General features: G+C 68.2%; 24 protein-coding genes. 8 read left to right on the top strand and 16 right to left on the bottom strand.

Annotated elements, in window-relative coordinates; genetic code table 11:
- Positions 1–16 precede the first annotated feature (16 nt).
- From ACW14X_RS00875 to ACW14X_RS00855, 5 genes are all read right to left on the bottom strand, one after another.
- The gene (locus tag ACW14X_RS00875) at positions 17–808 is read right to left on the bottom strand and encodes a class I SAM-dependent methyltransferase (protein WP_350844524.1); all 792 of its coding nucleotides are present in this window, start codon (positions 806–808) and stop codon (positions 17–19) included.
- A gap of 47 nt (positions 809–855) precedes the next feature.
- A complete protein-coding gene (locus ACW14X_RS00870; protein ID WP_350844526.1) occupies positions 856–1,155 on the bottom strand; it encodes a hypothetical protein in 300 nt (99 codons plus the stop codon).
- 89 nt (positions 1,156–1,244) lie between these two features.
- Positions 1,245–2,021 carry an SDR family oxidoreductase gene (locus tag ACW14X_RS00865; protein WP_457164367.1) on the bottom strand — a complete coding sequence of 259 codons (777 nt, stop codon included), beginning with the start codon at positions 2,019–2,021 and terminating at the stop codon, positions 1,245–1,247.
- Between the two features lie 7 nt (positions 2,022–2,028).
- Positions 2,029–2,526 carry a DUF4919 domain-containing protein gene (locus ACW14X_RS00860; RefSeq protein ID WP_160023517.1) on the bottom strand — a complete coding sequence of 166 codons (498 nt, stop codon included), beginning with the start codon at positions 2,524–2,526 and terminating at the stop codon, positions 2,029–2,031.
- Between the two features lie 119 nt (positions 2,527–2,645).
- On the bottom strand, positions 2,646–3,650 hold the full coding sequence (locus tag ACW14X_RS00855) for an LLM class flavin-dependent oxidoreductase (RefSeq protein WP_457164366.1): 1,005 nt from the start codon (positions 3,648–3,650) through the stop codon (positions 2,646–2,648).
- 728 nt (positions 3,651–4,378) lie between these two features.
- Between ACW14X_RS00855 and ACW14X_RS00850 the strand changes: the two genes are divergently transcribed.
- Positions 4,379–5,077 carry an alpha/beta fold hydrolase gene (locus ACW14X_RS00850; protein ID WP_457164365.1) on the top strand — a complete coding sequence of 233 codons (699 nt, stop codon included), beginning with the start codon at positions 4,379–4,381 and terminating at the stop codon, positions 5,075–5,077.
- 25 nt (positions 5,078–5,102) lie between these two features.
- Positions 5,103–5,996 (top strand): transglycosylase SLT domain-containing protein, encoded by an 894-nt coding sequence (locus ACW14X_RS00845; protein WP_457164364.1) that lies wholly within the window; start codon positions 5,103–5,105, stop codon positions 5,994–5,996.
- A gap of 142 nt (positions 5,997–6,138) precedes the next feature.
- Here ACW14X_RS00845 and ACW14X_RS00840 read toward each other — a convergent pair whose 3' ends face one another.
- On the bottom strand, positions 6,139–6,642 hold the full coding sequence (locus ACW14X_RS00840) for a GNAT family N-acetyltransferase (RefSeq protein WP_160023509.1): 504 nt from the start codon (positions 6,640–6,642) through the stop codon (positions 6,139–6,141).
- Positions 6,643–6,699: 57 nt separating this feature from the next.
- The gene (locus ACW14X_RS00835; RefSeq protein WP_457164363.1) at positions 6,700–7,728 is read right to left on the bottom strand and encodes a zinc-dependent alcohol dehydrogenase family protein; all 1,029 of its coding nucleotides are present in this window, start codon (positions 7,726–7,728) and stop codon (positions 6,700–6,702) included.
- A 139-nt stretch (positions 7,729–7,867) separates the two neighbouring features.
- Between ACW14X_RS00835 and ACW14X_RS00830 the strand changes: the two genes are divergently transcribed.
- The 4 genes from ACW14X_RS00830 (at position 7,868) to ACW14X_RS00815 (ending at position 12,392) form a co-directional block, all read left to right on the top strand.
- The gene (locus ACW14X_RS00830; protein ID WP_350844536.1) at positions 7,868–9,394 is read left to right on the top strand and encodes a UDP-N-acetylglucosamine 1-carboxyvinyltransferase; all 1,527 of its coding nucleotides are present in this window, start codon (positions 7,868–7,870) and stop codon (positions 9,392–9,394) included.
- Positions 9,395–9,538: 144 nt separating this feature from the next.
- Positions 9,539–10,411, top strand: a complete 873-nt coding sequence (locus tag ACW14X_RS00825; protein WP_350844538.1) for a glycerophosphodiester phosphodiesterase — start codon at positions 9,539–9,541, stop codon at positions 10,409–10,411.
- On the top strand, positions 10,408–11,763 hold the full coding sequence (locus ACW14X_RS00820; RefSeq protein WP_457164362.1) for an MFS transporter: 1,356 nt from the start codon (positions 10,408–10,410) through the stop codon (positions 11,761–11,763). The genes ACW14X_RS00825 and ACW14X_RS00820 overlap by 4 nt, the downstream gene beginning before the upstream one ends.
- Positions 11,764–12,005: 242 nt before the next feature.
- Entirely contained in the window at positions 12,006–12,392 is a 387-nt protein-coding gene (locus ACW14X_RS00815; protein WP_008359714.1) for an RNA polymerase-binding protein RbpA, read from the top strand.
- 98 nt (positions 12,393–12,490) lie between these two features.
- On the opposite strand, the gene ACW14X_RS00810 is transcribed toward ACW14X_RS00815, so the two are convergent.
- The 6 genes from ACW14X_RS00810 to kdd all read right to left on the bottom strand — a co-directional run bounded on the left by ACW14X_RS00810 (position 12,491) and on the right by kdd (position 17,981).
- A complete protein-coding gene (locus tag ACW14X_RS00810; RefSeq protein ID WP_350844542.1) occupies positions 12,491–12,967 on the bottom strand; it encodes an FxsA family protein in 477 nt (158 codons plus the stop codon).
- Positions 12,964–13,716, bottom strand: a complete 753-nt coding sequence (locus ACW14X_RS00805) for a polyprenol monophosphomannose synthase (RefSeq protein ID WP_201451318.1) — start codon at positions 13,714–13,716, stop codon at positions 12,964–12,966. The genes ACW14X_RS00810 and ACW14X_RS00805 overlap by 4 nt, the downstream gene beginning before the upstream one ends.
- Before the next feature lie 545 nt (positions 13,717–14,261).
- On the bottom strand, positions 14,262–14,648 hold the full coding sequence (kal, locus tag ACW14X_RS00800; protein ID WP_457164361.1) for a 3-aminobutyryl-CoA ammonia lyase: 387 nt from the start codon (positions 14,646–14,648) through the stop codon (positions 14,262–14,264).
- The gene (gene kamE, locus ACW14X_RS00795) at positions 14,645–15,385 is read right to left on the bottom strand and encodes a lysine 5,6-aminomutase subunit beta (RefSeq protein ID WP_160023493.1); all 741 of its coding nucleotides are present in this window, start codon (positions 15,383–15,385) and stop codon (positions 14,645–14,647) included. Before kamE ends, kal begins: the two co-directional genes overlap by 4 nt.
- Positions 15,382–16,938, bottom strand: coding sequence for a lysine 5,6-aminomutase subunit alpha (gene kamD / locus ACW14X_RS00790; protein ID WP_350714077.1), 1,557 nt, complete (start codon positions 16,936–16,938; stop codon positions 15,382–15,384). The genes kamE and kamD overlap by 4 nt, the downstream gene beginning before the upstream one ends.
- A complete protein-coding gene (gene kdd / locus ACW14X_RS00785) occupies positions 16,935–17,981 on the bottom strand; it encodes an L-erythro-3,5-diaminohexanoate dehydrogenase (protein WP_160023489.1) in 1,047 nt (348 codons plus the stop codon). The genes kamD and kdd overlap by 4 nt, the downstream gene beginning before the upstream one ends.
- A 110-nt stretch (positions 17,982–18,091) precedes the next feature.
- Between kdd and ACW14X_RS00780 the strand changes: the two genes are divergently transcribed.
- Positions 18,092–19,471: a KamA family radical SAM protein gene (locus ACW14X_RS00780; protein ID WP_457164360.1), complete on the top strand. Its 1,380-nt coding sequence runs from the start codon at positions 18,092–18,094 to the stop codon at positions 19,469–19,471.
- A 38-nt stretch (positions 19,472–19,509) separates the two neighbouring features.
- Here the strand turns inward: ACW14X_RS00780 and ACW14X_RS00775 are convergent, their stop codons facing one another.
- The 3 genes from ACW14X_RS00775 to ACW14X_RS00765 all read right to left on the bottom strand — a co-directional run bounded on the left by ACW14X_RS00775 (position 19,510) and on the right by ACW14X_RS00765 (position 21,484).
- Complete coding sequence (locus ACW14X_RS00775; RefSeq protein WP_457164359.1) at positions 19,510–19,968, bottom strand: Lrp/AsnC family transcriptional regulator; 459 nt, start codon at positions 19,966–19,968, stop codon at positions 19,510–19,512.
- Positions 19,969–20,045: 77 nt separating this feature from the next.
- Entirely contained in the window at positions 20,046–20,747 is a 702-nt protein-coding gene (locus ACW14X_RS00770) for a cache domain-containing protein (protein WP_457164358.1), read from the bottom strand.
- Complete coding sequence (locus ACW14X_RS00765; RefSeq protein WP_350844554.1) at positions 20,744–21,484, bottom strand: FadR/GntR family transcriptional regulator; 741 nt, start codon at positions 21,482–21,484, stop codon at positions 20,744–20,746. The genes ACW14X_RS00770 and ACW14X_RS00765 overlap by 4 nt, the downstream gene beginning before the upstream one ends.
- A gap of 86 nt (positions 21,485–21,570) precedes the next feature.
- On the opposite strand from ACW14X_RS00765, the gene ACW14X_RS00760 reads away from it, so the two are divergent.
- Positions 21,571–22,641 carry an ABC transporter ATP-binding protein gene (locus ACW14X_RS00760; protein ID WP_457164357.1) on the top strand — a complete coding sequence of 357 codons (1,071 nt, stop codon included), beginning with the start codon at positions 21,571–21,573 and terminating at the stop codon, positions 22,639–22,641.
- Positions 22,642–22,668: the final 27 nt, after the last annotated feature.

Genomic DNA, 22,668 nt, shown 5'->3' with positions numbered 1-22,668 from the left:
GGCTCGGCGTCGACCCTCAGGCGCGAGCCAGGATCTCGCCGTGGAGGACGGAGAACCAACCGTCCTCCGCCTCGGCCCACGACCGCCACCCGTCCGCGACCCGGGCGAGGTCGGCGGTCGTGGCGTCTCCGGAGTCGACGAGCTGGCGAGCGACCGCCGAGTCGGTGAACCGGTCGGCCCACATCCCGCCCCACCAGGCCCGGTCCTCCGGGGCGGAGAAGCACCAGGTGCTCGAGGTGGCCTCGATGTCGTCGAACCCAGCAGCGCGCGCCCAGGAGACCAGCCGCCGCCCCGCATCGGGCTCACCGCCGTTGGCCCGCGCGGCATGACGGTAGAGACGCAGCCACTCGGTCAGCTCGGCCGACTCCGGCCACCAGACGAAGGCCGCGTAGTCGCTGTCGCGCGCGGCCACGATGCCCCCGGGCTTCGTCACCCGGCGCATCTCCCGCAGCGCCTGCACCGGGTCCTTCACGTGCTGCAGCACCTGATGGGCGTGAACCACGTCGTAGGTATCGTCCTCGATGCTCAGCGCGTGCACGTCCTCGACCCGGAAGTCGACGTTCGTGACTCCCCCGGCCTCCGCGGACTGCCGGGAGAGCGCGAGCTCGGGCTCACCGATCTCCGTGGCGGTCACCTGAGCGACCCGGCTGGCGAGATCGAGCGTGATCGTCCCCGGGCCGGCACCCACGTCGAGCAGCCGCTGCTCAGGGCTCAGCCGGGGCAGCAGGTACGCAGCGGAGTTCTCCGCCGTACGCCACCTGTGCGAGCGCAGGACCGACTCGTGATGGCCATGGGTGTAGGTCGACATACATCGACTCTACGCGTGGAATCCCGACTCGTGAGACGGCGATATCGTTATGCGGACACACGCGGCAGTGCGGAGTCTGCGCAGCCGAGCCGTCGTCGCGCCCAGAGCATCCCGCCGACGAGCCCGCCGAGGAGCAGCGTGTTGAGCACGATCACCACACCGGTCTCGAACGGCGCCGCGCCACCGCCCGGCCGCGCGTCCTCGGGCGGCACCTCGTGACGGTCGAACACGACCTGCCCCTGGTCGGAGGCCCGGGGCTCGTCGGCCCTCGCCGCGCTGAGCGCCGCGGAGGCGAGTACGACGGCAACCATCCCGGCGAGCAGAATCCGCAAGGTGCGACTCATCATGGTCCCGAGCGTGCGCGCCAGGGTCGTCAGGAACCCGACGCACACCGTCCCTACCGGCAACAACCCGGTGAACAATCGGGAGGCGTCGATCAGGTCGAGATCAGCCGGTTGAACACCCGGTTGGCCCAGCTCGGGGTGACTCCGGAGAGGCCGAGCAGGACGCGCGCCTTGGTGCCGACGCCTCGGTGGACGCCACCGAGGAGGCCGTGGCCGCTGGTCGCGGCGGCGTAGACCGACTCCGCGACATCGTCGGGCGTGAGCGAGACCTTGAGCCGCCGCAGCGCCGGGAAGTCATGACCCCACACCATGGAGGTGTCGGCGAAGAGCGGCCACAGGGCCGTCACCGTGATCCCGTCGCCGGACCACTCCAGGTCGAGAGCCTCGGAGAGGCCGCGTACGGCGAACTTGGTGGCGGAGTAGATCGCCATCCCGGGCTGGCCGTAGATGGCCGAGGCGGAGGCGAGGTTGACGACGTGGGAGCCGGGCCGGAGGAACGGGCGCGCGAGGTGGCAGCCGTTGACCAGGCCCTTGACGTTGACGTCGATGATCGCCTGCTGCCGATCCAGCGGCAGGTCGGCGAACTTGCCGATCTGGATGATGCCGGCGTTGTTGACGAGTACGTCGAGGATGCCGCCGCTCACCGCGACGAAGCCGTCCAGGGCGGTCTGCCAGGACACGGCGTCACGTACGTCGAGGGTCCCGGTGACCAACTCCCCGGCGAGCGGCTCGACCTCGGTCGTCAGCGATGCCAGGCCGTCGAGGTCGATGTCGTAGGCGCCGACCAGCCACCCCTCACGGGCGAAACGGAGCGCGGTCGCCCGGCCGATGCCGGCGGCCGCGCCGGTGATGAGTACGGATCTCGGCACGCCGCGGTCAGGCCCTGGCGAAGTCGTTGCTGGTGTCGAAGAACCAGACCGTCGAGTCGGTGCACACGATCCGGTCGAGCTTGCCGACCGCGACCTGTGAGCGCGGCGTCTTGCCCGAGGCCAGCACCACGTCGTAGGCGTCGCTGGTCCGCAGCACCGACCACGGCTCGGACTCGGTGCCCTCTCCTGTGCTGATGATGCTGTCGAGTGCCGACTGGGCCAGGATCGACTCGCGCTGAGCCTGCTCGAGATTGCCGAGGCCGCGCTGGGCGTCGGCGAGGGCCGCGTGGGCCGACGGGCTGAAGATCGCGCCGGGCATCAGCCCGTGGACGGCGGCGATCGCGCCGGCGTAGTCGCCGACCGACATCATCGGGGCGATCATCTCGGTGATCTCGAGATCGGGCCGGAAGTTCGGAGCTTCCAGGATCGCCTCACGTAGGGCTCTCAGCGACTCCGGGCCCGGATCGCGAAGATAGACGTCAAGCAGCTCAGCGTACGTAGCCAACAGGGGTCCCCCTTGAATAACGGTCGCCGTGCACGGTAGCCAATGGTGCGGCCACGTGGGGCGGTTGACAACGATTATGCGCCCTTTTGTGACTCGGAAGTTGCGCGGTCCGCAGGTTTCTACCGCCAGCCCAGATCAGGGGCGACGTGGGTCAGGATGCTCTCCAGGGCATGTGCGTTGTAGTCGACGCCGAGCTGGTTCGGCACCGTGAGCAGCAGGGTGTCCGCGGCCTGGATCGCCTCGTCCTCGGCAAGCTCCTCGACCAGGACGTCGGGCTCGGCGGCGTACGAACGCCCGAAGATCGCGCGGGTCTGGTCGTCGATGTTGCCGATCTGGTCCTTCGTCTGCCGGTCGAGGCCGAAGTAGCGCCGGTCCTCGTCGTTGACGAGGGCGAAGATCGAGCGCGAGACCGAGACGCGCGGCTCACGTTCGTGGCCGGCCTCCTTCCACGCTTCGCGGTAGGCCTCGATCTGCTCGCGTTGCTGGATGTGGAACGGCTTGCCGTTCTCGTCGTTCTTGAGGGTCGAGCTCTGCAGGTTCATCCCGAGCCCCGCGGCCCAGCGTGCGGTCGCCAGCGAACTCGAACCCCACCAGATCCGGTCGCGCAGCGTCTCGGAGTAGGGCTCGACGCGGAGCTTGCCCGGCGGGTTGGGGAACATCGGCCGCGGGTTGGGCTCGGCGAACTGCGCCCCCTCGATGATCTTGAGGTACGTCTCGGTGTGAGCCCGCGCCATGTCGGCCTCGGAGGCGTTCTCGCCGGGGTCGTAGCCGAAGTAGCGCCACCCCTCGATGACCTGCTCGGGTGAACCGCGGCTGATCCCGAGCTGCAGGCGCTCACCGGAGATGAGGTCGGCGGCCGCCGAGTCCTCGGCCATGTAGAGCGGGTTCTCGTAGCGCATGTCGATGACACCGGTGCCGATCTCGATCCTCGAGGTGCGGGCGCCGACCGCGGACAGCAGCGGGAAGGGAGAGGCGTACTGGCGGGCGAAGTGGTGGACCCGGAAGTACGCACCGTCGATTCCCAGCTCCTCGGCGGCGACCGCGAGCTCGATCCCCTGGATCAGCGCGTCCCGTGCCGACTGCGTCTGCGAGTAGGGCGCCGGTGTCCAGTGGCCGAAAGACAAGAATCCGATGTTCTTCACGACTAGTAGAACTCTCAACCGACCCGCGAGATTCCCTCAGGGCGGTGGCCGACGCCGACCATTCGGGGTCAGCCAGGGCGGCTGGGACCTTCGCCTCTAGGTGTTCTGCACTCCGGAACCGGCCTCCGAACTGACGCCACCTTGTGGGTTGTGACCTGCAGGTCTGCGTTCTGTTTTCATTCCGTCAACACGCGAGAGCGCGTTCGCGGGCGTTGTAAAGCGGACGTCCACACGGCATCAACAGCAGCCCCTTATGAGTTTATCTATCGGTCGACCGAATAATCATATCGGTCGACTGACCAGGGAAAACAATGTCTCGGCGTGTTGTCCGAGCTCTTCCGAAGTCGCGGATTATCGTGTTACATATCAGGCAGCTTCACCGATAAAGACCGACCAACATTCTCTGGGGGATGAATTAATTATGTGGGACACCGTTGAGGTGCAGAGCTTCACGCTTTCTCACGACATGCCGTGCCGCGACTGCGGTCACGCTCGTCACCGCTTCTTGCCGTGCGACTCCGACTGCGACTGCCGCGCCCACGAGGTCGCGGAGCTACTGGAGGTCGCCGGCGCTCGCTGAACGACCTGGCGTCAGCTGTCTCGGGCGTCCAGAAACGGTGACCACCGCAGTTGCGGTGGTCACCGTTCTTTTGTTCGAAAGATTTGTGTGGCGGAAGCAGATCGTCCGCAATCAGGCAGAGGATCGTTCCATGGACATCGTTCTCGTACCCGGCCTCTGGCTGGACGCCTCCTCCTGGGACCTCGTCGTCCCCCACCTCACCGAAGCCGGTCACACTCCGCGGCCGCTGACCCTGCCCGGCCTCGAGTCCGCCGAGACCGACCGGACCGACGTGCACGTCGCCGACCAGGTCGCCGCCGTGGTGGCCGCCATCGACGAGTCGGCTGCGCCGGTGATCCTCGTCGGACACTCGATGGGCTGCGCGGTGGCCGGCGCCGCCCTCGATGCACGCGTCGACAAGGTCGCCGCCGTGGTCTACGTCGGCGGCTGGCCGGCCGAGCCCGGCATGATCCCCGCCAAGAACTTCCCCACCGACGGCGCCGACCTGCCGCCGGTGCCGTGGGAGGAGTTCGACGAGGCCGACGTACGCGACCTGGACCGCGCCGCCTTCGAGGCGCTGCTGCGGCCCTCCCCCGCCAACCTGACCTCCGAGCCGTTCGAGCTCGGCGACGAGCGTCGCTATTCGGTCCCGGCAGTGTTCGTCTGCCCCGAATACACCGCTGCCGATCTGAAGGAGTGGATCGCTGAGGGCACCGAGTCGGTGGCCGCCATCCCGAAGCACAAGGACGCGACCTTCGTCGACCTGCCCACGGGGCACTGGCCGCAGCTGAGCAAGCCGGCCGAGCTCGCGGCGATCATCGGGCAGAGCGGCGGTCGCAGCGGCGCGTAGTCGGCCGTCGGGTAGCGTCGAACGCGTGCGCACTCGGCTCGCTGCCCTGGCCACCGTCACAGCCCTGGCGCTCGTCGCCGGCTGTGGCGGTGAGCCGTCCTCGGATCCTGCCGGCAGCCCGTCGGCGTCGCCGCAGGGCCCGTCCTCGAGCACCGTTCCCTCGCCGACGACGGTCCCTCTGGACGATGCGTCGGTGCCGCTGGCAGACCGCCTCACCCAGGCGATGGCGACGGTCGCCGCTGGAGAGCCTGGAGCCGAGGACGTACGCGAGGCCGCGCTGTTCGAGCAGACGACCGCCCGCAACCTCGCCCGCGGGTCGAAGGCCAAGGCCGACGAGGTCCTGGGCGCGCTCGGCCGCGCCGACCGCGCCCAGCTCGAGTCGGACATCGCCGCGGCGCGCGAGCTCATGGTGATGACCGATCCCCAGCCCGAGCTCCCGGACTGGAAGATCCTGACGCCGCCGACGCCGGACGAGCTGCGCCCCCTCTACCGCAAGGCGCAGCAGCAGACCGGAACACCGTGGCAGTACCTCGCCGCCGTCCACCTGGTCGAGACCCGGATGGGCCGCATCCGCGGCACCAGCACCGCGGGCGCCCAGGGCCCGATGCAGTTCCTGCCCTCGACCTTCGCCCAGTACGGCGCCGGCGGCGACATCAACGACCCCGCCGACGCGATCATGGCCGCCGGCCGCATGCTCGCCAACAACGGCGCTCCCGGCGACATGGCCGGCGCGCTGTGGTCCTACAACCACTCCGACCGCTACGTGGCGGCCGTCAGCGCCTACGCCGAGCAGATGAAGCGGTCCCCCGCTGCGTACGACCTCTACTGGCACTGGCAGGTGCTCTACCGCCACCAGGACGGCACCATGCTCCTCCCCGAGGGCTACCCCCAGAAGAAGCCCGTACGCATCGCCGACTGACCCGCCGAGACGTCACCCCGGTCGCCCGAGACGTCAGGTACGTCGGGCGAAGCGTCAGCGCTTGACGTGTCGACCGTCCTGCGTGACGTCTCGGCCGACGCAGCTGACGTGTCGACCGACGTACCTGACGCTTCGGCAGGTGCTAGTAGGGGCGCTCCACGGCGTACTGAACGAGGCCTACGTCCTCGCCGCGGTAGGTGTCGGAGCCGTGGCGGCCGGTCTCGATGAAGCCGGTCGCGCCGAAGAGCTTCTTGGCCCGGGTGTTGGTCTCGTGGGTCTCGGCCCAGATCCGGGTCAGGTCGAGGACGGAGAAGCCGTAGGTGAGCGCGGTCTTGATGGCGCGCTGACCGAGCCCGTGGCCCCACCGCGAGCTGGGCCCGATGGCGATACCGAGCTCGCGCGTGTCGGGTGCCAGACCGTGGAGATCGGCGTAGCCGACGACCTCCTCGTCGAGCTCGACCGCGAGCCTGATGAGCTCGGGCGGCGGGGCATCGATCAGCCGGCGCCAGTGGCGGAGGTGACCGTCGCGGTCGCGCTCCGGCCAGCCGTTGGCCACCCGGAACTCCTCGTCGTGTGCCCAGTCGGCGAAGACGTGTTCGTCGCCCGGTGACAGCGGACGCAGGCGCATGGTGTCGGTGCGGGGCATCGACCGAGTCTCTCAGATGAGGCGACCGGCCGATCCCCCGCCCGGGATCAGCGTGGATCAGTAGGTGAGCTGGACCTTGGTCGCGAGGCGCTCGTCCATGAGGCGATAGCCCTCGGCGGCCTCCGCGAACGGCAGCGCCTTGTCGAAGACCAGACCGGGGTTGATCGTGCCCTCCAGCGTCAGGCGCAGGAGGTCGGGGAGGTAGCGGCGTACCGGCGCCATCCCGCCCTTGAGGCCGACGTTGGTGCGGAAGAGCGCGTTGACCGGAAGGTTGACGTCGTGCGGGACGCCGACGAACCCGACGGTCGCACCCGGGCGGGCGACCTTGGAGGCCGTCTTGAAGGACTGGTCGGTGCCCACGCACTCCAGGACGTAGTCGGCCCCGACGCCGCCGGTGAGCTCGCGTACCGCCGCCTCGCCCTCCTTGCCGCGGGCGGCGACGATGTCGGTGGCACCGAACTTCTTGGCGATCTCCTGGCGGGCCTCGTGGCGCGACATCGCCACGACCCGCTCGGCGCCGAGCTGAGCGGCAGCCAGTACGCCGCACAGACCGACCGCGCCGTCGCCGACCACGACCGCGGTGCCGCCCCGGGCTCCGTTGCCGAGGCCTGACATGACCGCGGCGTGCCAGCCGGTGGCCATCACGTCGGTGAGCGCCAGCAGGTCGGGGTACATCGACGGGGCCGGCGTTTCGTCGAGCTTGACCAGCGAGCCGTCGGCCTGGTTGACGAGGGCGTACTCGCTCTGTCCGCTGACCGTGAACCCGAGGTTCTCGCAGACCGACTGGAGTCCGGCCAGGCAGTGCGGGCAGGTGTTGTCGCAGTGGTCGAAGGGGACGATCACGAAGTCCCCGGCCTTGAAGTCGCGTACGTCGGCACCGACCTCCTCGATCACGCCGATGCACTCGTGGCCGATGGTGCGAGGCTCCTCGATGTCGCCGTTGGAGCCGCGGTAGTTCCACAGATCGGAGCCGCAGATGCAGGAACCCACGATTTTGACGATGGCGTCGGTGGGCTTCGCCAGAGCAGGATCGGGTACCTGGGTGAAGCGGATGTCGCCCACCCCATGGATAGTCGTCGCGCGCATGGTGGCATCCTGTCACCCGGCGTAAAGAGATGTTGCACACGGTGGCCGTTCCACGAGCCAGGCAACAGCCCTGAAACGAAACGCCGACACTTCGCGGGGAATCCAGGCTTATCTCATATATGAGTTACGGTGGTGCACCATGACCGACGGATACAAAGGTCGTATCGGGAACCTGATTCGCGATGCGCGCAAGCACAAGGGTTTGACCCAGGCACAGCTCGCTGACCTCCTCAACACCAGCCAGAGTGCGATCAACCGCATCGAGCAGGGACAACAGAACCTGTCCCTGGAGATGATCGCCCGGGTCGGTGCCGCTCTCGACTCCTCCCTGGTCGACATCGGGGCGGGGCCGACGCACCTGCGCGTCACCGGTCCGACCACGCTGTCGGGTGAGATCACGGTCAAGACCTCCAAGAACGCCGGAGTCGCCCTCCTGGTCGGCTCGCTCCTCAACCGCGGCCGTACGACGCTGCGCAAGGTCGCACGCATCGAAGAGGTCAACCGGATCATCGAGGTGCTCAACTCGATCGGCGTGCAGACCCGCTGGCTCAACGACGACAACGACCTCGAGATCGTGCCGCCGAAGGAGCTGCGTCTGGACGCCGTGGACGAGGCCGCCGCGCGCCGTACGCGCTCGGTGATCATGTTCCTCGGCCCGCTGCTGCACCGCCTGGACACCTTCGAGCTGCCCTACGCCGGCGGCTGCAACCTCGGCACCCGGACCGTCGAGCCGCACATGTCGGCCCTGCGCCCCTTCGGCCTCGAGGTCAAGGCGACCGACGGCGCCTACCACGCGAGCGTCAACCGGGAGATCCAGCCGGGGCGCCCGATCGTGCTGACCGAGCGTGGCGACACCGTCACCGAGAACGCCCTGATGGCTGCCGCGCTGCACCCGGGCACCACCACGATCCGCAACGCGTCGTCCAACTACATGGTCCAGGACCTCTGCTTCTACCTGCAGAAGCTGGGCGTCGAGGTCGAGGGCATCGGCACCACCACGCTGCGCGTCACCGGCCGCGAGGTCATCGACGTCGATGTCGACTACGCGCCGAGCGAGGACCCGATCGAGGCGATGTCGCTGCTGACCGCCGCGATCGTGACCGACTCCGAGATCACCATCAAGCGCGTCCCGATCGAGTTCATGGAGATCGAGCTGGCGACGCTGGAGGAGATGGGCTTCAACTACACCCTCTCCGAGGAGTACCTGGCGCTCAACGGCAAGACCCGCCTGGTCGACATCAACACCAAGCACTCGGTGCTGCACGCGCCGCTGGACAAGATCCACCCGCTCCCCTTCCCGGGTCTCAACATCGACAACCTGCCGTTCTTCGCCGCGATCGCCGCGGTGGCGCAGGGTCAGACGCTGCTGCACGACTGGGTCTACGAGAACCGGGCGATCTACCTGACCGAGCTCAACAAGCTCGGCGGCAACGTCACGCTCATGGACCCGCACCGGGTGATGATCGAGGGGCCGACCCACTTCTCCGGCACCGAGATCGTCTGCCCGCCGGCGCTGCGTCCCGCCGTCGTCGTGCTGCTCGCGATGCTCGCCTCGAAGGGCACCTCGGTGCTCCGCTCGACCTACGTCATCGCCCGCGGCTACGAGGACCTCGCCGAGCGGCTCAACCAGCTCGGCGCGAACATCACCGCCTTCCGCGACATCTGAGCAACGATCCCGTCGAGTCGGCGCGTCATGACGCGCCGACTCGACGGGATTTTCGGTCAGGACGAGCCGACTCGACGCGCTTGTTGGATCGTGGCGACATCTGAGCCCGCGGGCTCATGTGATCCGGACCTCACGGGTGGTTAGATGCTCCCCGTGAGGGAGCAGCAACGACGCATACGCGCCTATGCGCACCGTGGCGGAGCGCTCCATCCCGACCTGGTCGGGATGGAGAACACCATGGAGGCGTTCCGGCATGCGGTGGAGCTCGGCTACACCCATCTCGAGACCGATGTGCACGTCACCCGCGACGGTGTCCTGCTCGCCTTCCACGACGAGGCGCTCGACCGGGTGACCGACGTCAGCGGATTGATCGCGGAGATGACGTACGCCGAGGTGCAGGCCGCCCGGATCGGTGGCCTGCACGGCGTGCCGACGCTGGCGGAGCTCTTCGAGGCGTTCCCCGAGGTCACCTTCAACATCGACCTCAAGTCCGACGGCGCTGTCGGCGCGGTGGCCGAGCTGCTCGCCGCGACCGACCACGAGGACAAGGTCATCGTCGGCTCGTTCTCGGTCCGGAGGCTGAAGGCGTTCCGCCGGCTGACCGAGGGGCGGGTGCGGACCTCGGCGCATCCACGCGAGGTGCTGGCCTACCTGCTGGCGCCCACGACCGGGATCGCCAAGAGGCTCGTCGGGTCGCGGTTCGACGCCTTCCAGATCCCTCATCACCAGCGCCTTCGCGGGCCGCTGTCGATCCGGGTGGCCTCTCGTGGTCTCGTCCGCCGCGCCCACAAGGCGGGCAAGGAGGTCCACGTCTGGACCGTCGACGACCCGGCCGAGATGGAGCGGTTGCTCAAGCGCGACGTCGACGGACTGATGACCGATCGCACCGACGTACTGAAAGCGTTCCTGGAGGAACGTGGGCTGTGGGAGGCTGTGCCGTCTCGGGTCGAGCCCGTCGACGAAGCCGAGCCCGATGCCGGGTTCGACAAGGATCAAGACGAGGAGCCCGAGAAGTGACCACATCAGCCGGGATCGGCGACTTCACGCCGGTCGAGCGGACGCGGGAGCAGAAGGGCTGGTTCTTCACCGACTGGGCCGTCTCCGCCTTTCAGACGACGGTGGCCGGCGTGCTGTTCGCGCCCTACCTGATCGCGATCGCCGAAGAAGCTGCCGACTCCTCCAATCGGGTTCACCTTTTGGGTCTCGATATCGCTCCCGGCGCGTTGCCCTCATTCGTCATCACGTTCTCGACGATCTTGTCGGCGATTGTCTATCCGATGATCGGCGCCATCGCAGACCGGACCTCGCGCAAGCCGGATCTGATGGCCGGGTTCGCATGGGTAGGGGCGCTAGCAACTGCGCTGCTGTTCTTCCTCACCGGTGACAACTGGCTCTTCGGCTGCATCATGTTCACGGTTGCCAACCTGTGCGCCGGCTGTGCCGTGGTGGTCAGCGACTCGATACTCCCGTTGATCTCGACGGAAGACGAGCGTGATCGAGTTTCTTCAATCGGATGGGCCTATGGCTACGCCGGTGGTGGCCTCCTTCTCGCCCTGAACTTCGTTCTGGTCAGCTTTCCCGGGACTTTCGGGCTTGAGCAGGGGATGGCAGTACGCCTGAGCATGCTGTCCGCGGGACTGTGGTGGGCGGCATTCATCGTCATTCCCTGGCGACGTATCAACCGCCGACAGCCTCTAGATGTCGAGGACGTACAGGGTGGGGTGCTTTCCCGGTCGTTCGGGCAACTCTGGGTCACGCTCAAGGAGTTGCGGAACTATCCCGTAGCGCTCACGTTCCTGGCGGCCTACCTCTTTTTCAACGACGGGATCCAGACGGTCCTCAACTCGGCGTCGACCTATGGGGTGGAAGAGCTCGGGTTCGGCATCAACACGATGCTTGGGATCTATCTGATGGTCCAGTTCGTCGCGGTGGCAGGCGCTGTGCTCTTTGGTCGCATGGCCAAGAAGTTCGGTGCGAAGCAGGTCATTCTGGGCGGGCTCGCCGCGTGGGTGGTCGTCGTGCTGATCGCATACTTCATTCCCGAGCACCAACTCGTTCCGCTGGTGGCGGTTGGGGTCGGAATCGGCTTGGTCATGGGCGGCACCCAGGCGCTGGCCCGGTCCTACTTCTCGCTGTTCATCCCGGCCGGCAAGGAGGCGGAGTACTTCAGCCTCTACCACGCCATGGACCGCGGCACCTCCTGGCTCGGCACTCTGGTCTTCGGGCTCGTCTACCAGCTCACCGACTCCTACCGGCCGGCGATCCTGGCGTTGATCGCCTTCTTCGTCCTCGGTGGCGGGCTGCTCGCGCTGGTGAACACCGCGAAGGGCATCGAGCAGGCGGGCAACCGGGCGCCTGAGCGGGTCTGAGACCGCGCCGAGCGGCTGGCGGGTTCGGGACATCGGCCGCTCAGGACTTTCTCAGAGAGATCCGCAGGTCAGGCGGGTCCTGTGTCGAACAACACGGCGAGGATCTCGACAATTCACGGAATCATCACCTCCTCTGTACCGTTGACGATGTGAAGAGGCCTGACCGGCCTGCGTCATGAGTCCGCAGACCGCTTCGCTCTTCAGCTCATTCAACGGGGGACGATCGACTCAGGAGGTGCTTCATGGCCGAGCGCACGTTGCGCGGCGCCCGACTGGGCGGACAAAGTTTTGAGGACGAACGCGGGATCGAGTTCGCGGGTCGTCAGCAGGTGGCATACCGCTGCCCGCAGGGTCACGACTTCGAGATCACGATGTCGGACGAGGCCGAGGTTCCGGCCATCTGGGAGTGCCCGCGCTGCGGCATGGAAGCTCTCAACCTCTCCGGCGCCAAGCCGGAGGAGAAGGCCGAGAAGCCGGCGCGTACGCACTGGGACATGCTCCTGGAGCGGCGCTCGGAGAAGGAGCTCGAGGACATCCTCAAGGAGCGCCTCGACCTGCTCCGTGGTGGCGAGATCGGCCCGGCTCACCTGCACCGCAAGGGACCGGGGAAGAAGAAGGCCAACGCCTGATCTCACGCCGAGACGTCACGTACGCGAATCGAGTGGTCACTTCGGTGACCACTCGATTCGCTTTTGTGACATCTCGGCCGACGTAGGTGACGTCTCGGCTAGGAGGCGTCCTTGTCGATGACCTCGCCGGTGACGATGTCGTCGTTGCGCGGCCGGGCTGCGGCACCGAACGTGGAGGGCATCGTCGCGGTGACCAGGCGCCTCTGCACGACCTTGGCCAGGATGCGGCGGAAGAACGGCCGGGTGAACGGCAGGATCAGCACGATGCCGAAGATGTCGGTCACGAACCCGGGGCTGAGCATCAGCGCGCCACCGAGCAGGATCAGCGCGCCGTCGGCGATCTCGTTGGACGGGAGCTTGCCCGAGGAGAGCGCCGTGGACAGCGCCGACCAGGCTCGGGAGCCCTCGCGGCGCATCAGCCAGGCACCGAAGATCGAGTCGGCGACCAGCAGCAGGATCGTCCACCACACGCCGATGACCTGGCCGACCTGGATGAGCACGAACAGCTCGGCCAGCGGCATCACCAGGAACAGGAGCACCAGCACCCAGGAGAACCGGCGGCGACGCGTCGTCATCGACGGCCTCCCACGAAACGGTCCAGCCCGAATCGGCGCAGCAGGCGGAGCAGCTGGTCGCGGCGTTCGGCCAAGCCCCAGCGGGTCACCCGGCGCATCGACTCGGCGGCCACCGCGGGGCTCATCTTCGACTCGCCCCGGACCCGCTCGATGAACTGGATCGGGACCTCCTTGACGGTCAGGCCGGCGCGCAGCGTACGCGTCACCATCTCGGTCTGGAAGACATAGCCGGTCGACTCGACGCTGTTCAGCTGCAGCTTCTCCAGCGTCGTACGCCGGAAGAGGCGGTAGCCGGCGGTGGCGTCGTGGACGCCGATGCCGAGCAGGAGCCGGACGTAGAAGTTGCCGCCCACCGACAGCACGCGTCGCGACAGCGGCCAGTTGACCACCGAGCCGCCGCGGATCCAGCGGGCACCGATCACCAGGTCGGCGGAGGTGAGCGCCTCGAGCAGCAGGTGGAGCTCCTCCGGCTGGTGGGAGCCGTCGGCGTCCATCTCCCCCACGACGTCGTAGCCCTGCTCGAGAGCCCAGCCGAACCCGTGCAGGTACGCAGCCCCCAGCCCGGCCTTCTCGGTGCGGTGCAGCACGTGGATCTGCTCGTCGTTGTCGGCCAGCTCGTTGGCGATCGTGCCGGTGCCGTCGGGCGAGCCGTCGTCGACGATCAGCACATCGACACGTGGCTGCGCCTTGCGCAGCCGCCCGACGATCCAGGCGAGGTTGTCCGCCTCGTTGTAGGTCGGGATGACCATGACCGCCCGGCCGATCTCGGTCCAGGGTGGAAGCTGCTCGTTCGTCACGTACGCCGGCCTTGTCAAGGAATGGGGGTGGAGATCACAGGATATCCGCCCACCGGTTGATCCCAAGATCCCCGATCGAGCGGGACAGATCGATCGGGGCGGTGCGATGGCGAGGCGATCACAGACAGAGCGCGGGAGGAGCAAGACGTTCTTCGGGCCGTTCCGATCCCTGCTGGCGACAGGGGGACGATCGTTGTCTAAGGGCGCCTTGGCCCTCCCGCGTTGCCCTCGCGGCCGTTGACCGCGCCCACGAAAACGCGTCGAAGGCATGCCTGGCTCGACACCCCCCGACCCGATTCGTCGAGCGCCGGTCCGCCGACCGCAACTCTGCATGGGCGAACGTTGCCACCATCACCCGCTGGCTCCGCAGAAGTCAACACGGCTCTGACCTGCGGAAACATATGTTTTCGCAGGTCAACCACAGCCTGCGGAGCGCGAGAAAGTGACGAATTATCGAGGAACGTCGGCGTGTCGCCTGCGCGTACGCGTTACGGCGCTCACGGAACGACGACAGTACCGCGCGCCGAGGTGGCCAGGAGCGGCACCCCCAGGATCTCCGCGGCCCCAGGACGGTCCTCGGTCGCGGCTCCGCGGGCCACGACGTACACGGCGAACTCCATCACCCGGGACCGGGTCCCGGCCTTGATCAGCTCGCAGGTGATCTCCAGGACGTCGCCAGCACGCACAGGTGCCTTGAACTGCACGTCGTCGTAGGAGGCGAAGAGACCCTCGTCGCCGTCGGTGCGGATGCACATCTCGGTCGCGACGTCGCCGAACAGGCCCAGGCTGTACGCCCCGTCCACCAGGTTCCCGGCGTAGTGGGCGTGGGAGTAGGGCACGTAGCGGCGGTGGACGACCTTGGTGCCGATCTCGGGTTTGCTCATGCCGCGGGCTCCTTCGAGGTGGTGCGGTGGACGAGGTAGGAGGCGACCTCGGCGGGAGTGGTGCCGCGGCCGAAGATGCGGTCCACGCCGAGCTCGGCGGTCATCGACTCGTCGAACCGCGGACCGCCGGCGACCAGGAGCGGCCGCTCCCCCGCAGGGTAGGCCTCGCGGAACGCCGCCGACATCTCCCGGGTGTTGAGCAGGTGCGCGTCGCGCTGGGTGACGACCTGGGAGACGAGCACGGCGTCGGCGCGCCGGGTGACGGCGGCCTCGACCAGGGAGGGCACCGAGACCTGGGCGCCGAGGTTCACGACCTCGATCTCCTTGTAGTACTCCAGCCCCTTCTCCCCCGCGAACCCCTTGATGTTGAGGATCGCGTCGATCCCGACGGTGTGGGCGTCGGTGCCGATGCAGGCGCCGACGACGACCATCGGCCGCCGCAGCGTCTCCTTGATCACCGCGTTGGCCTCCTTGGGCGTCAGCAGCGGGAAGTCACGCTCGACGACCTGCACCTTGTCGGTGTCGACGAGATGGTTCACCTGTCCGTAGACGACGAAGAAGGTGAAGTCGTCGCCCATCGGCTTGGAGTGGACGACCATCGCCGGCTCCATGCCCATCTTGTTGGCCAGCTGCAGCGCTGCCCCGTCGGCGACCTTCGAGTGCTTGATCGGCAACGTGAAGGAGAGCTGCACCATCCCGTCGCCCGTGGTGTCGCCGTACGGCCTGATGATGGTCATTCCTCACCCTCCAAGATGGTGCTCGCCGGGTTGTAGTACGCCGAGGACTTCTCGGCCACGCCCTCGAGGCCTTTGCCGGCGTCGGCGGGGCGCTTCATCAGGCCGAAGGTGCCGTCCGCGATCGCGTCGAGCAGCCCGTTGGGCTCGTCGATGATCTTCCCGAGGAGGTCGATCGACTCCCCCAGCACCTCGCGCGCCCGGTTGGCGATGAAGCCGTCGGGAGCGGGGTGGAAGTCCTCGCCGAGCTTGCCGGCCGACTCCATGACGTACCGGACGTTCTGCAGGGCCAGGTCGCGGTCGGAGAGCCACGGCGTCACCACGGCTTCGGTCATCATCCCGACCAGCAGGATGCCCTGGTCGGTCATCGCGCCGGCCAGGTTGAAGAACCCGTCGAGCAGGTAGCCCTTGAAGATGTCGCCGGTCATGTGCCGGGTCGGCGGCATCCACTTCAGCGGGGCGTCGGGGAAGATCGTCTTCGCCAGCAGCGCGTGCGCGAGCTCGAGACGGAACGAGTCCGGTACGTCGGGATTGATCTCGAAGGCGTGGCCCAGGCCCAGCTGCCAGTCCTCGAGACCGGCTTCCTTGGCGAAGTACTCGTTGAGCAGCTGCGAGGTGGTCACCGTGTGCGCCGCCTCGACCGCGTCGGCGGTGGTGAGGTAGTTGTCCTCGCCGGTGTTGATGATGATCCCCGCCCGCGCGTGGATCTGGCGCGAGAGCCGCTGGTCGACGAACGTACGCACCGGGTTGATGTCGCGGAACAGGATCCCGTACATCGAGTCGTTGAGCATCATGTCGAGCCGCTCCATACCCGCCAGCGCGGCGATCTCGGGCATGCAGAGCCCGCTCGCGTAGTTGGTGAGCCGCACGTAGCGGCCGAGCTCACGGCTCGTCTCGTCGAGCGCGGCCCGCATCAGCCGGAAGTTCTCCTGGGTCGCGTACGTCCCGGCGAACCCCTCCCGGGTGGCGCCCTCGGGCACGTAGTCGAGGAGCGACTGGCCGGTCGAGCGGATCACCGCGATGATGTCGGCGCCCTCGCGCGCGGCAGCCTGCGCCTGCGGGATGTCCTCGTAGATGTCGCCGGTGGCGACGATCAGGTAGATCCACGGCTTGCGGGGGGCGTCGCCGATCTCGGCGATCATCCGCTCGCGGGCCACCCGGCTGGCGTCGAGGCGGGCGATGCCGACCCCGACCGCCTCGCGGGCGTGCTTGGCGGCCAGCTCGGCCTCGGCGCCCTCGGGCAGGTGGAAGGTCACCTGTCCGGCGGCGGCCTCCTCGGCGAGGCGGGCCAGATCGTTGTCGTAGGCGCTGAGCGCCTGCCACACCGGCAGCGCGACGCCGTGCTCCAGCCCGATGTCGGCGCGGACCGCGTCGACCAGGTGGTTCACCCATGGGGTGCCGTCCGGGTCGGCTCCGGCGAGCCCGGCCAGGCGCAGCGTCGCTCGCTCGACGGCGACCGTGGTGTGCTTCTTGGCCATCTCGACGATCGGGTCGCCGACCTTCGCCGCGAGCGCGCGGGCCTGGGCGATCGTGCGTGGGTCCAGTTCGAGTCTCACAGTTCCAGTCTTCCTTCGAACAGTGCCCGGACCCCGGCATTGGCGCGGAGAAGATCCAGGGCGTAGGCGGCGTGCCCGGGGACGTAGCCGTTGCCGACGAGCATCGTGACGTCGGCGGCGAGACCCTCGGCGCCGAGCGCGGCGGCGGAGAAGGAGGTGGCCATCGAGAAGAAGATGACGGTGCCACGGTCGGCGGTGGCGAGGATGGCGCCTCCCTCGCAGCCGGGTACGTCGACGCAGACGACGGTGACGTCGGCTGGTCCGCCGGCCTTGGTGACCGCGTCGCGCAGCGCGACCGGGTTGCGGGCGTCGGCGATCACGACCTCGTCGGCCAGGCCGGCGTCGCGAAGCCGCTCGGCCTCGGCCTCGGTCGGGACGATGCCGATCAGGTGGCCGGCTCCCGCGTCGCGGGCTGCGGCCAGCGACAGCGATCCGGACTTGCCGCCGCCACCGATCACCGCGACGACACCGCCTGCATAGCGCTCCGAGACGACCCGCCGGGTCAGCGCCGGGGCACCGCACACGTCCATCACCGACAGCGCGAGCTCGGGGGTCAGGTCGTCGGGCAGGACCGCTGCGATCGAGCGGCCGAAGAGGATGGCGTAGCCGTCGCACGGCACCTGCTCGGAGTCACCGCCCCAGCCGGCGAGCCCGTCCTCGATCACCAACGGCGTCAGCGTCAGCGACACCAGGGTCGCGACCCGGTCCCCGACCTTCAGGCCCAGAGGCGACTCGGGTCCGACCTCCTCGACGACACCGACGAGCATGCCACCCGAGCCGGTCACCGGGTTCTGCATCTTGCCGCGCTCGGCGACGATGCCGAGCACCTCGCGGCGTACGGCCTCTCCGTCGCCGTCGTGTGCGGACTCGAGCTGCCGGAACGAGGCGGCGTCGAGGTTCAGACGCTCCACCCGGATCCGCACCTCATCGGGCCACAAAGTCTTGCGGGTGTCGAGTCTCCGGGCGGCCTGGGGCAGCGGCAACGAGCCGCCCACCGGCTCATCGAGCACCCGGTGCAGGCCTGTCGGGTCAGAAGTGGTCATCGTCGTATGCCTCCTTGCGTCCATCTCACGGCGGACCCTACCAGCGGTTGCGGGAAGAATTGCGGCCGATGGTTGCAGATGCCGCAGGATCTCCCGCTATGGTGGAGAACATGACGGCAACCATCGAGCCTACGACCCGAGACGGACAGCCCTACGCCTACCAGCGCGTAGAGCTGGTCGAACCCGACTGGACCCGGTTCCCAGGCTGGGCCGACATCACCGAGGAGCAGTGGCGCGACGTGCAGTGGCAGCGCGTCAACTGCATCAAGAACGTCCGCCAGCTCCGCACGCTGATGGGCGATCTTCTCGACGAGCGGTTCTACGCCGACCTCGAGAAGGACATGGCCGAGCGCGCGACGATGTCGATGCTGGTGCCGCCGCAGATGATGAACACGATGGTCCCCTCCGGCGCGGACGCGGGCGAAGAGTTCACCGCAGCGTTCTACGCCGACCCGATCCGGCACTACATGATCCCGGTCTTCTCCGACCGCCGCACCGACTGGCCCTCACACCCGCAGGCGAGCCGTGACTCGCTGCACGAGCACGACATGTGGGTCGCCGAGGGTCTGACCCACCGCTACCCGACCAAGGTGCTCGCCGAGCTGCTCTCCACCTGCCCGCAGTACTGCGGTCACTGCACCCGGATGGACCTGGTCGGCAACTCGACCCCGGTCATCGACAAGCTCAAGCTCACCGGCAAGCCGGTCGACCGCCACGAGGCGATGCTCGAATACCTCCGCAACACCCCGCAGGTGCGCGACGTGGTCGTCTCCGGCGGCGACGTCGCCAACCTGCCCTGGCCGCGGCTGGAGGACTTCCTCACCAAGCTGATGGCGATCGACAACATCCGCGACATCCGGTTGGCCACCAAGGGCCTGATCGGCCTCCCCCAGCACTGGCTCCAGGAGCCGCTCCTGGAGGGGATGAACCGGGTGACCACCATCGCCAGGGAGCGCGGCGTCTCGCTGGCGATCCACACCCACGCCAACCACGCCAACTCGGTCACTCCGCTGGTCGCCGAAGCGTCCAAGGCGCTGCTGGCGGCCGGGGTTCGCGACGTACGCAACCAGGGGGTCCTGCTGGCCGGCGTCAACGCCGACAGCCACAGCCTGCTCGACCTGAGCTTCCGCCTGCTCGACGGCGCGCAGATCATGCCCTACTACTTCTACATGTGCGACATGATCCCCTTCAGCGAGCACTGGCGGGTCTCGGTCGCCGAGGCGCAGCGGCTGCAGCACGACATCATGGGCTACCTGCCCGGGTTCGCCACCCCGCGCATCGTGTGCGACGTACCTTTCGTCGGCAAGCGCTGGGTCCACCAGATCGCCGACTACGACACCGAGCGCGGCATCTCCTACTGGACCAAGAACTACCGCACCTCGATCGAGGCCTCGGACCCCGAGGCGCTGACCAGGACCTACGAGTACTACGACCCGATCCACACCCTGCCCGAGTCGGGCCAGGAGTGGTGGCGTACGCACGCAGAGTGACCCGAGCGTGACTGGGACCCGGCGCTGGGCGCCGGGTCTCAGTGCGTCATGGTGGGGCGGTTCTCGTAGTAGGTGTACATCGCGATCGTGGTACGCGTGGACACGTTGGCCACCGAGCGGATCCGGCCGAGCAGCTCCTCGAGCGCCTCGGGCGTGGCGACGCGCACCTTGAGCATGTAGGACTCCACGCCTGCGATGGACCAGCATGCCTCGACCTCGTGGAGGTCGGCGACCCGCTCGGGGCAGTCGTCGGGCTGCGAGGGGTCCATCGGCTGCACCGCGACGAACGCGGTCAGCGGCACCCCGATCGCGGCGTAGTTGACGGTGGCGCCGTAGCCGGTGATGAGACCACGCTGCTCGAGCCGCTTGACGCGCTGGTGCACCGCCGAGGTCGACAGGCCGGTCGCCTTGCCCAGGTCCGTGTAGGACATCCGGCCGTCCTCCGCAAGAAGCTGGAGGATTTTACGGTCGGTGGCCTCGATCTCAGGTGCAGTCACGGCGACAGCGTACCCATAACAGCAATATCTCCGCCGCAACGTCCAGAAAAGTAGTTGATGTCGAAAGATTTCCGGCTTCAGCGGGGCCATCCGGCGAGCGTCTTCAGCTCGCCGTGACCGTCCGCAGAAGGCTGGACGACCGACAGCAACCGCCCGTCGACGGCCTCGTCGCGGACGGCGTTCATGACCTCGCCGGTGGCCAGGTGCGGGTCGGCGGAGACGACGACCCGGCCGTGCGAGCTGGCCAGCGTGGCACCGACCTCGCGCAGGCCGGGCAGCAGCATCCGCTCCAGCGTCTCGACCGAGGTGTCGGCGCCGGCTACGCCGACCATCCGCCCGCCCGCGTAGACCGGCAGCGTCGTGGTCATGACGTACTCGTCGGTGCAGACGAAGTCGACGTAGGGCCCGGCGAGGTGCAGCGCTCCGGTGCGCGCCGGGATCCGGAACCACGGCTGACGGGTGTAGTCGAGGACCTCGCCCGTCGCCGGCACCACTGCGTCCCCGAGGAAGTCGCGGCCGGCACCCTGCCACCAGGCCAGGTAGTGCCGCCGGTCGACGAGCGCGTCCGGCGCGACGACGAACCCGCCACCCAAGAGGATTGGGTCCTCGAGGAACGCCAGCGTCCCCGTCTCGACCTGCGCGATCAGCTCGTCCGAGGTGACCGGTCCCGCGGCGAAGAGCGCGCCGACCTCGGCGCGCACCCGCTCGAGCTCGATGAGGATGGAACCGAAATGCTGCTCGATCCGGACGGCACAGTCGGCCGACACATCGGTGTTCACGGTCGTACCACCTCATGGATCTCGGTCAGACGTTCAACGGCGTGGGTCACGTGGTCGCGTACGCTCCCCCGCGCCGCAGCGACATCGCCCATCTCCAGCGCGGCGACGAGCGCCCGATGCCGCGCGGCGGATGCCTGACGGAAGTCCGACTCGCTCAGCGGCACTCGCAGCAACGTACCGAAGTCGGCCTCCTGCCGCACCACCTCCCGGGTGAGGCGCGCCGACTGGGTCAGCGCCGCCACGGAGAGATAGAGCTCGCTCTCCGCATCGCGCCACCGGCCTACGTCGTCCTCGCCCATCGGGATCAGCAGGTCCTGGAGGTCCTCGACCTCGTCAGGGGCCGCTCGTTCGGCCGCGAGCTCCGCACAGCCGGTCAGCACGACCTGATAGAGACTCGCCCGGTCCCGCAGCTCCACCCGCGACATGGTGGCGAGCCGCCCCTTCACGACGTCGCCGGGATCGGGAGCGCGCACGAACGAGCCGCCGCCGCGGCCTCGGGTCGTCACGACCAGGCCCTGTGCCCGCAGTGACACCAGCGCCTCCCGGGCGGTCACCGTCGCCACGCCCAGCATCTGGGCGAGCTCCTGCTCGCTCGGTAGCCGGTCGCCGTCGGCGAGCACGCCGGAGCGGATCGCCTCGGCCAGTCGGTTCTCGACACGTACGGCTCTGCCTTCGTCGCCGATCGGCGCGAAGATCGCCGACCGGGCGCGCGAGGTCATCGCACGGGCGTTGGCCACGATCGGGCTCCTCCTTCGAGTGGGTTTACAAAGAACTTACGCAGATACCCTTTAAAATCTAAGATCTGGTTCCATATGATTCAGCAATGGGACCGACCGAATCTCCGCAGATCCAGCTCGAAGCTGTGACCAAGGCGTACGGCGACGTGATGGCTGTCGACGCCCTCGACCTGACCATCGGCGATGGTGAGTTCTTCTCGATGCTCGGGCCTTCCGGCTCCGGGAAGACGACGGTGCTCCGCCTGATCGCAGGCTTCGAGCACGCCGACTCCGGCACGATCCGCCTCGGCAGCGAGGACGTCACCGCCCTGGCGCCCTTCGACCGCGACGTCACCACCGTCTTCCAGGACTACGCGCTCTTCCCGCACTTCAACGTGCTCGAGAACGTGGCGTACGGCCTGCGCGTGCGTGGCGTCCCGAAGGCCGAGCGCAGCGCCCGGGCACGCGAGGCGCTGGAAATGGTCCGCCTCGGCCACGTCGCGAACCGGAAGCCGACCGAGCTGTCCGGAGGTCAGCGGCAGCGGGTGGCGCTGGCTCGCGCCATCGTCGTACGTCCTCGGGTGCTTCTCCTCGACGAGCCGCTCGGCGCGCTCGACCTCAAGCTCCGCGAGCAGATGCAGGTCGAGCTCAAGCAGATCCAGCGCGAGCTGGGGATCACCTTCGTCTTCGTCACCCACGACCAGGAGGAGGCGCTCACTCTCAGCGACCGGATCGCGGTCTTCGACAGCGGCCGGATCGTGCAGCTGGGCACGCCGAAGGAGATCTACGAGCGACCCACCTCGCAGTACGTCGCCGACTTCGTCGGCACCTCCAACGTCTTCGACGAGCAGGCGTCGAAGCGGATGCTGAAGATGGACGGCGCCTTCGCGCTGCGGCCCGAGAAGATCCTGCTGTCTCCGGAGACCGCGAGCGCCCCGCTCGGCGCGATGACCGCCGCCGGCGTGATCACCGAGTCCATCTACATCGGCACCGGGCACCGGGTCCACATCGAGCTCGAGGACGGCACCAGGCTGGTCGCCCTCGAGCAGAGCCGTGGCTCGCTGCACCCGGATGCCTCCGAACCAGAGTCTCGGGGCGACCGCGTGGTCGCCTCCTGGTCGCCGGGCGACCTGGTCCCCCTGGGCACCGATTCGTCCCGTGCCGTGCAACACCGATGAGCCAGAGAGAACACCAGAGAGGTTGAC

The organism is Nocardioides sp. YJ-D4 (genome assembly GCF_054031495.1).
The sequence above is the reverse complement of the archived record's forward strand: the minus strand, read 5'-3'. Positions and strand labels throughout refer to the sequence as shown.

Coding starts and splice junctions, on each gene's coding strand:
- ACW14X_RS00875 (WP_350844524.1), bottom strand. CDS start 808: ATGTCGACCTACACCCATGGCCATCACGAGTCGGTCCTGCGCTCGCAC.
- ACW14X_RS00870 (WP_350844526.1), bottom strand. CDS start 1,155: ATGATGAGTCGCACCTTGCGGATTCTGCTCGCCGGGATGGTTGCCGTC.
- ACW14X_RS00850 (WP_457164365.1), top strand. CDS start 4,379: ATGGACATCGTTCTCGTACCCGGCCTCTGGCTGGACGCCTCCTCCTGG.
- ACW14X_RS00840 (WP_160023509.1), bottom strand. CDS start 6,642: ATGCCCCGCACCGACACCATGCGCCTGCGTCCGCTGTCACCGGGCGAC.
- ACW14X_RS00835 (WP_457164363.1), bottom strand. CDS start 7,728: ATGCGCGCGACGACTATCCATGGGGTGGGCGACATCCGCTTCACCCAG.
- ACW14X_RS00830 (WP_350844536.1), top strand. CDS start 7,868: ATGACCGACGGATACAAAGGTCGTATCGGGAACCTGATTCGCGATGCG.
- ACW14X_RS00825 (WP_350844538.1), top strand. CDS start 9,539: ATGCTCCCCGTGAGGGAGCAGCAACGACGCATACGCGCCTATGCGCAC.
- ACW14X_RS00815 (WP_008359714.1), top strand. CDS start 12,006: ATGGCCGAGCGCACGTTGCGCGGCGCCCGACTGGGCGGACAAAGTTTT.
- ACW14X_RS00810 (WP_350844542.1), bottom strand. CDS start 12,967: ATGACGACGCGTCGCCGCCGGTTCTCCTGGGTGCTGGTGCTCCTGTTC.
- ACW14X_RS00805 (WP_201451318.1), bottom strand. CDS start 13,716: ATGGTCATCCCGACCTACAACGAGGCGGACAACCTCGCCTGGATCGTC.
- kal (WP_457164361.1), bottom strand. CDS start 14,648: ATGAGCAAACCCGAGATCGGCACCAAGGTCGTCCACCGCCGCTACGTG.
- kamE (WP_160023493.1), bottom strand. CDS start 15,385: ATGACCATCATCAGGCCGTACGGCGACACCACGGGCGACGGGATGGTG.
- kdd (WP_160023489.1), bottom strand. CDS start 17,981: ATGACCACTTCTGACCCGACAGGCCTGCACCGGGTGCTCGATGAGCCG.
- ACW14X_RS00780 (WP_457164360.1), top strand. CDS start 18,092: ATGACGGCAACCATCGAGCCTACGACCCGAGACGGACAGCCCTACGCC.
- ACW14X_RS00760 (WP_457164357.1), top strand. CDS start 21,571: ATGGGACCGACCGAATCTCCGCAGATCCAGCTCGAAGCTGTGACCAAG.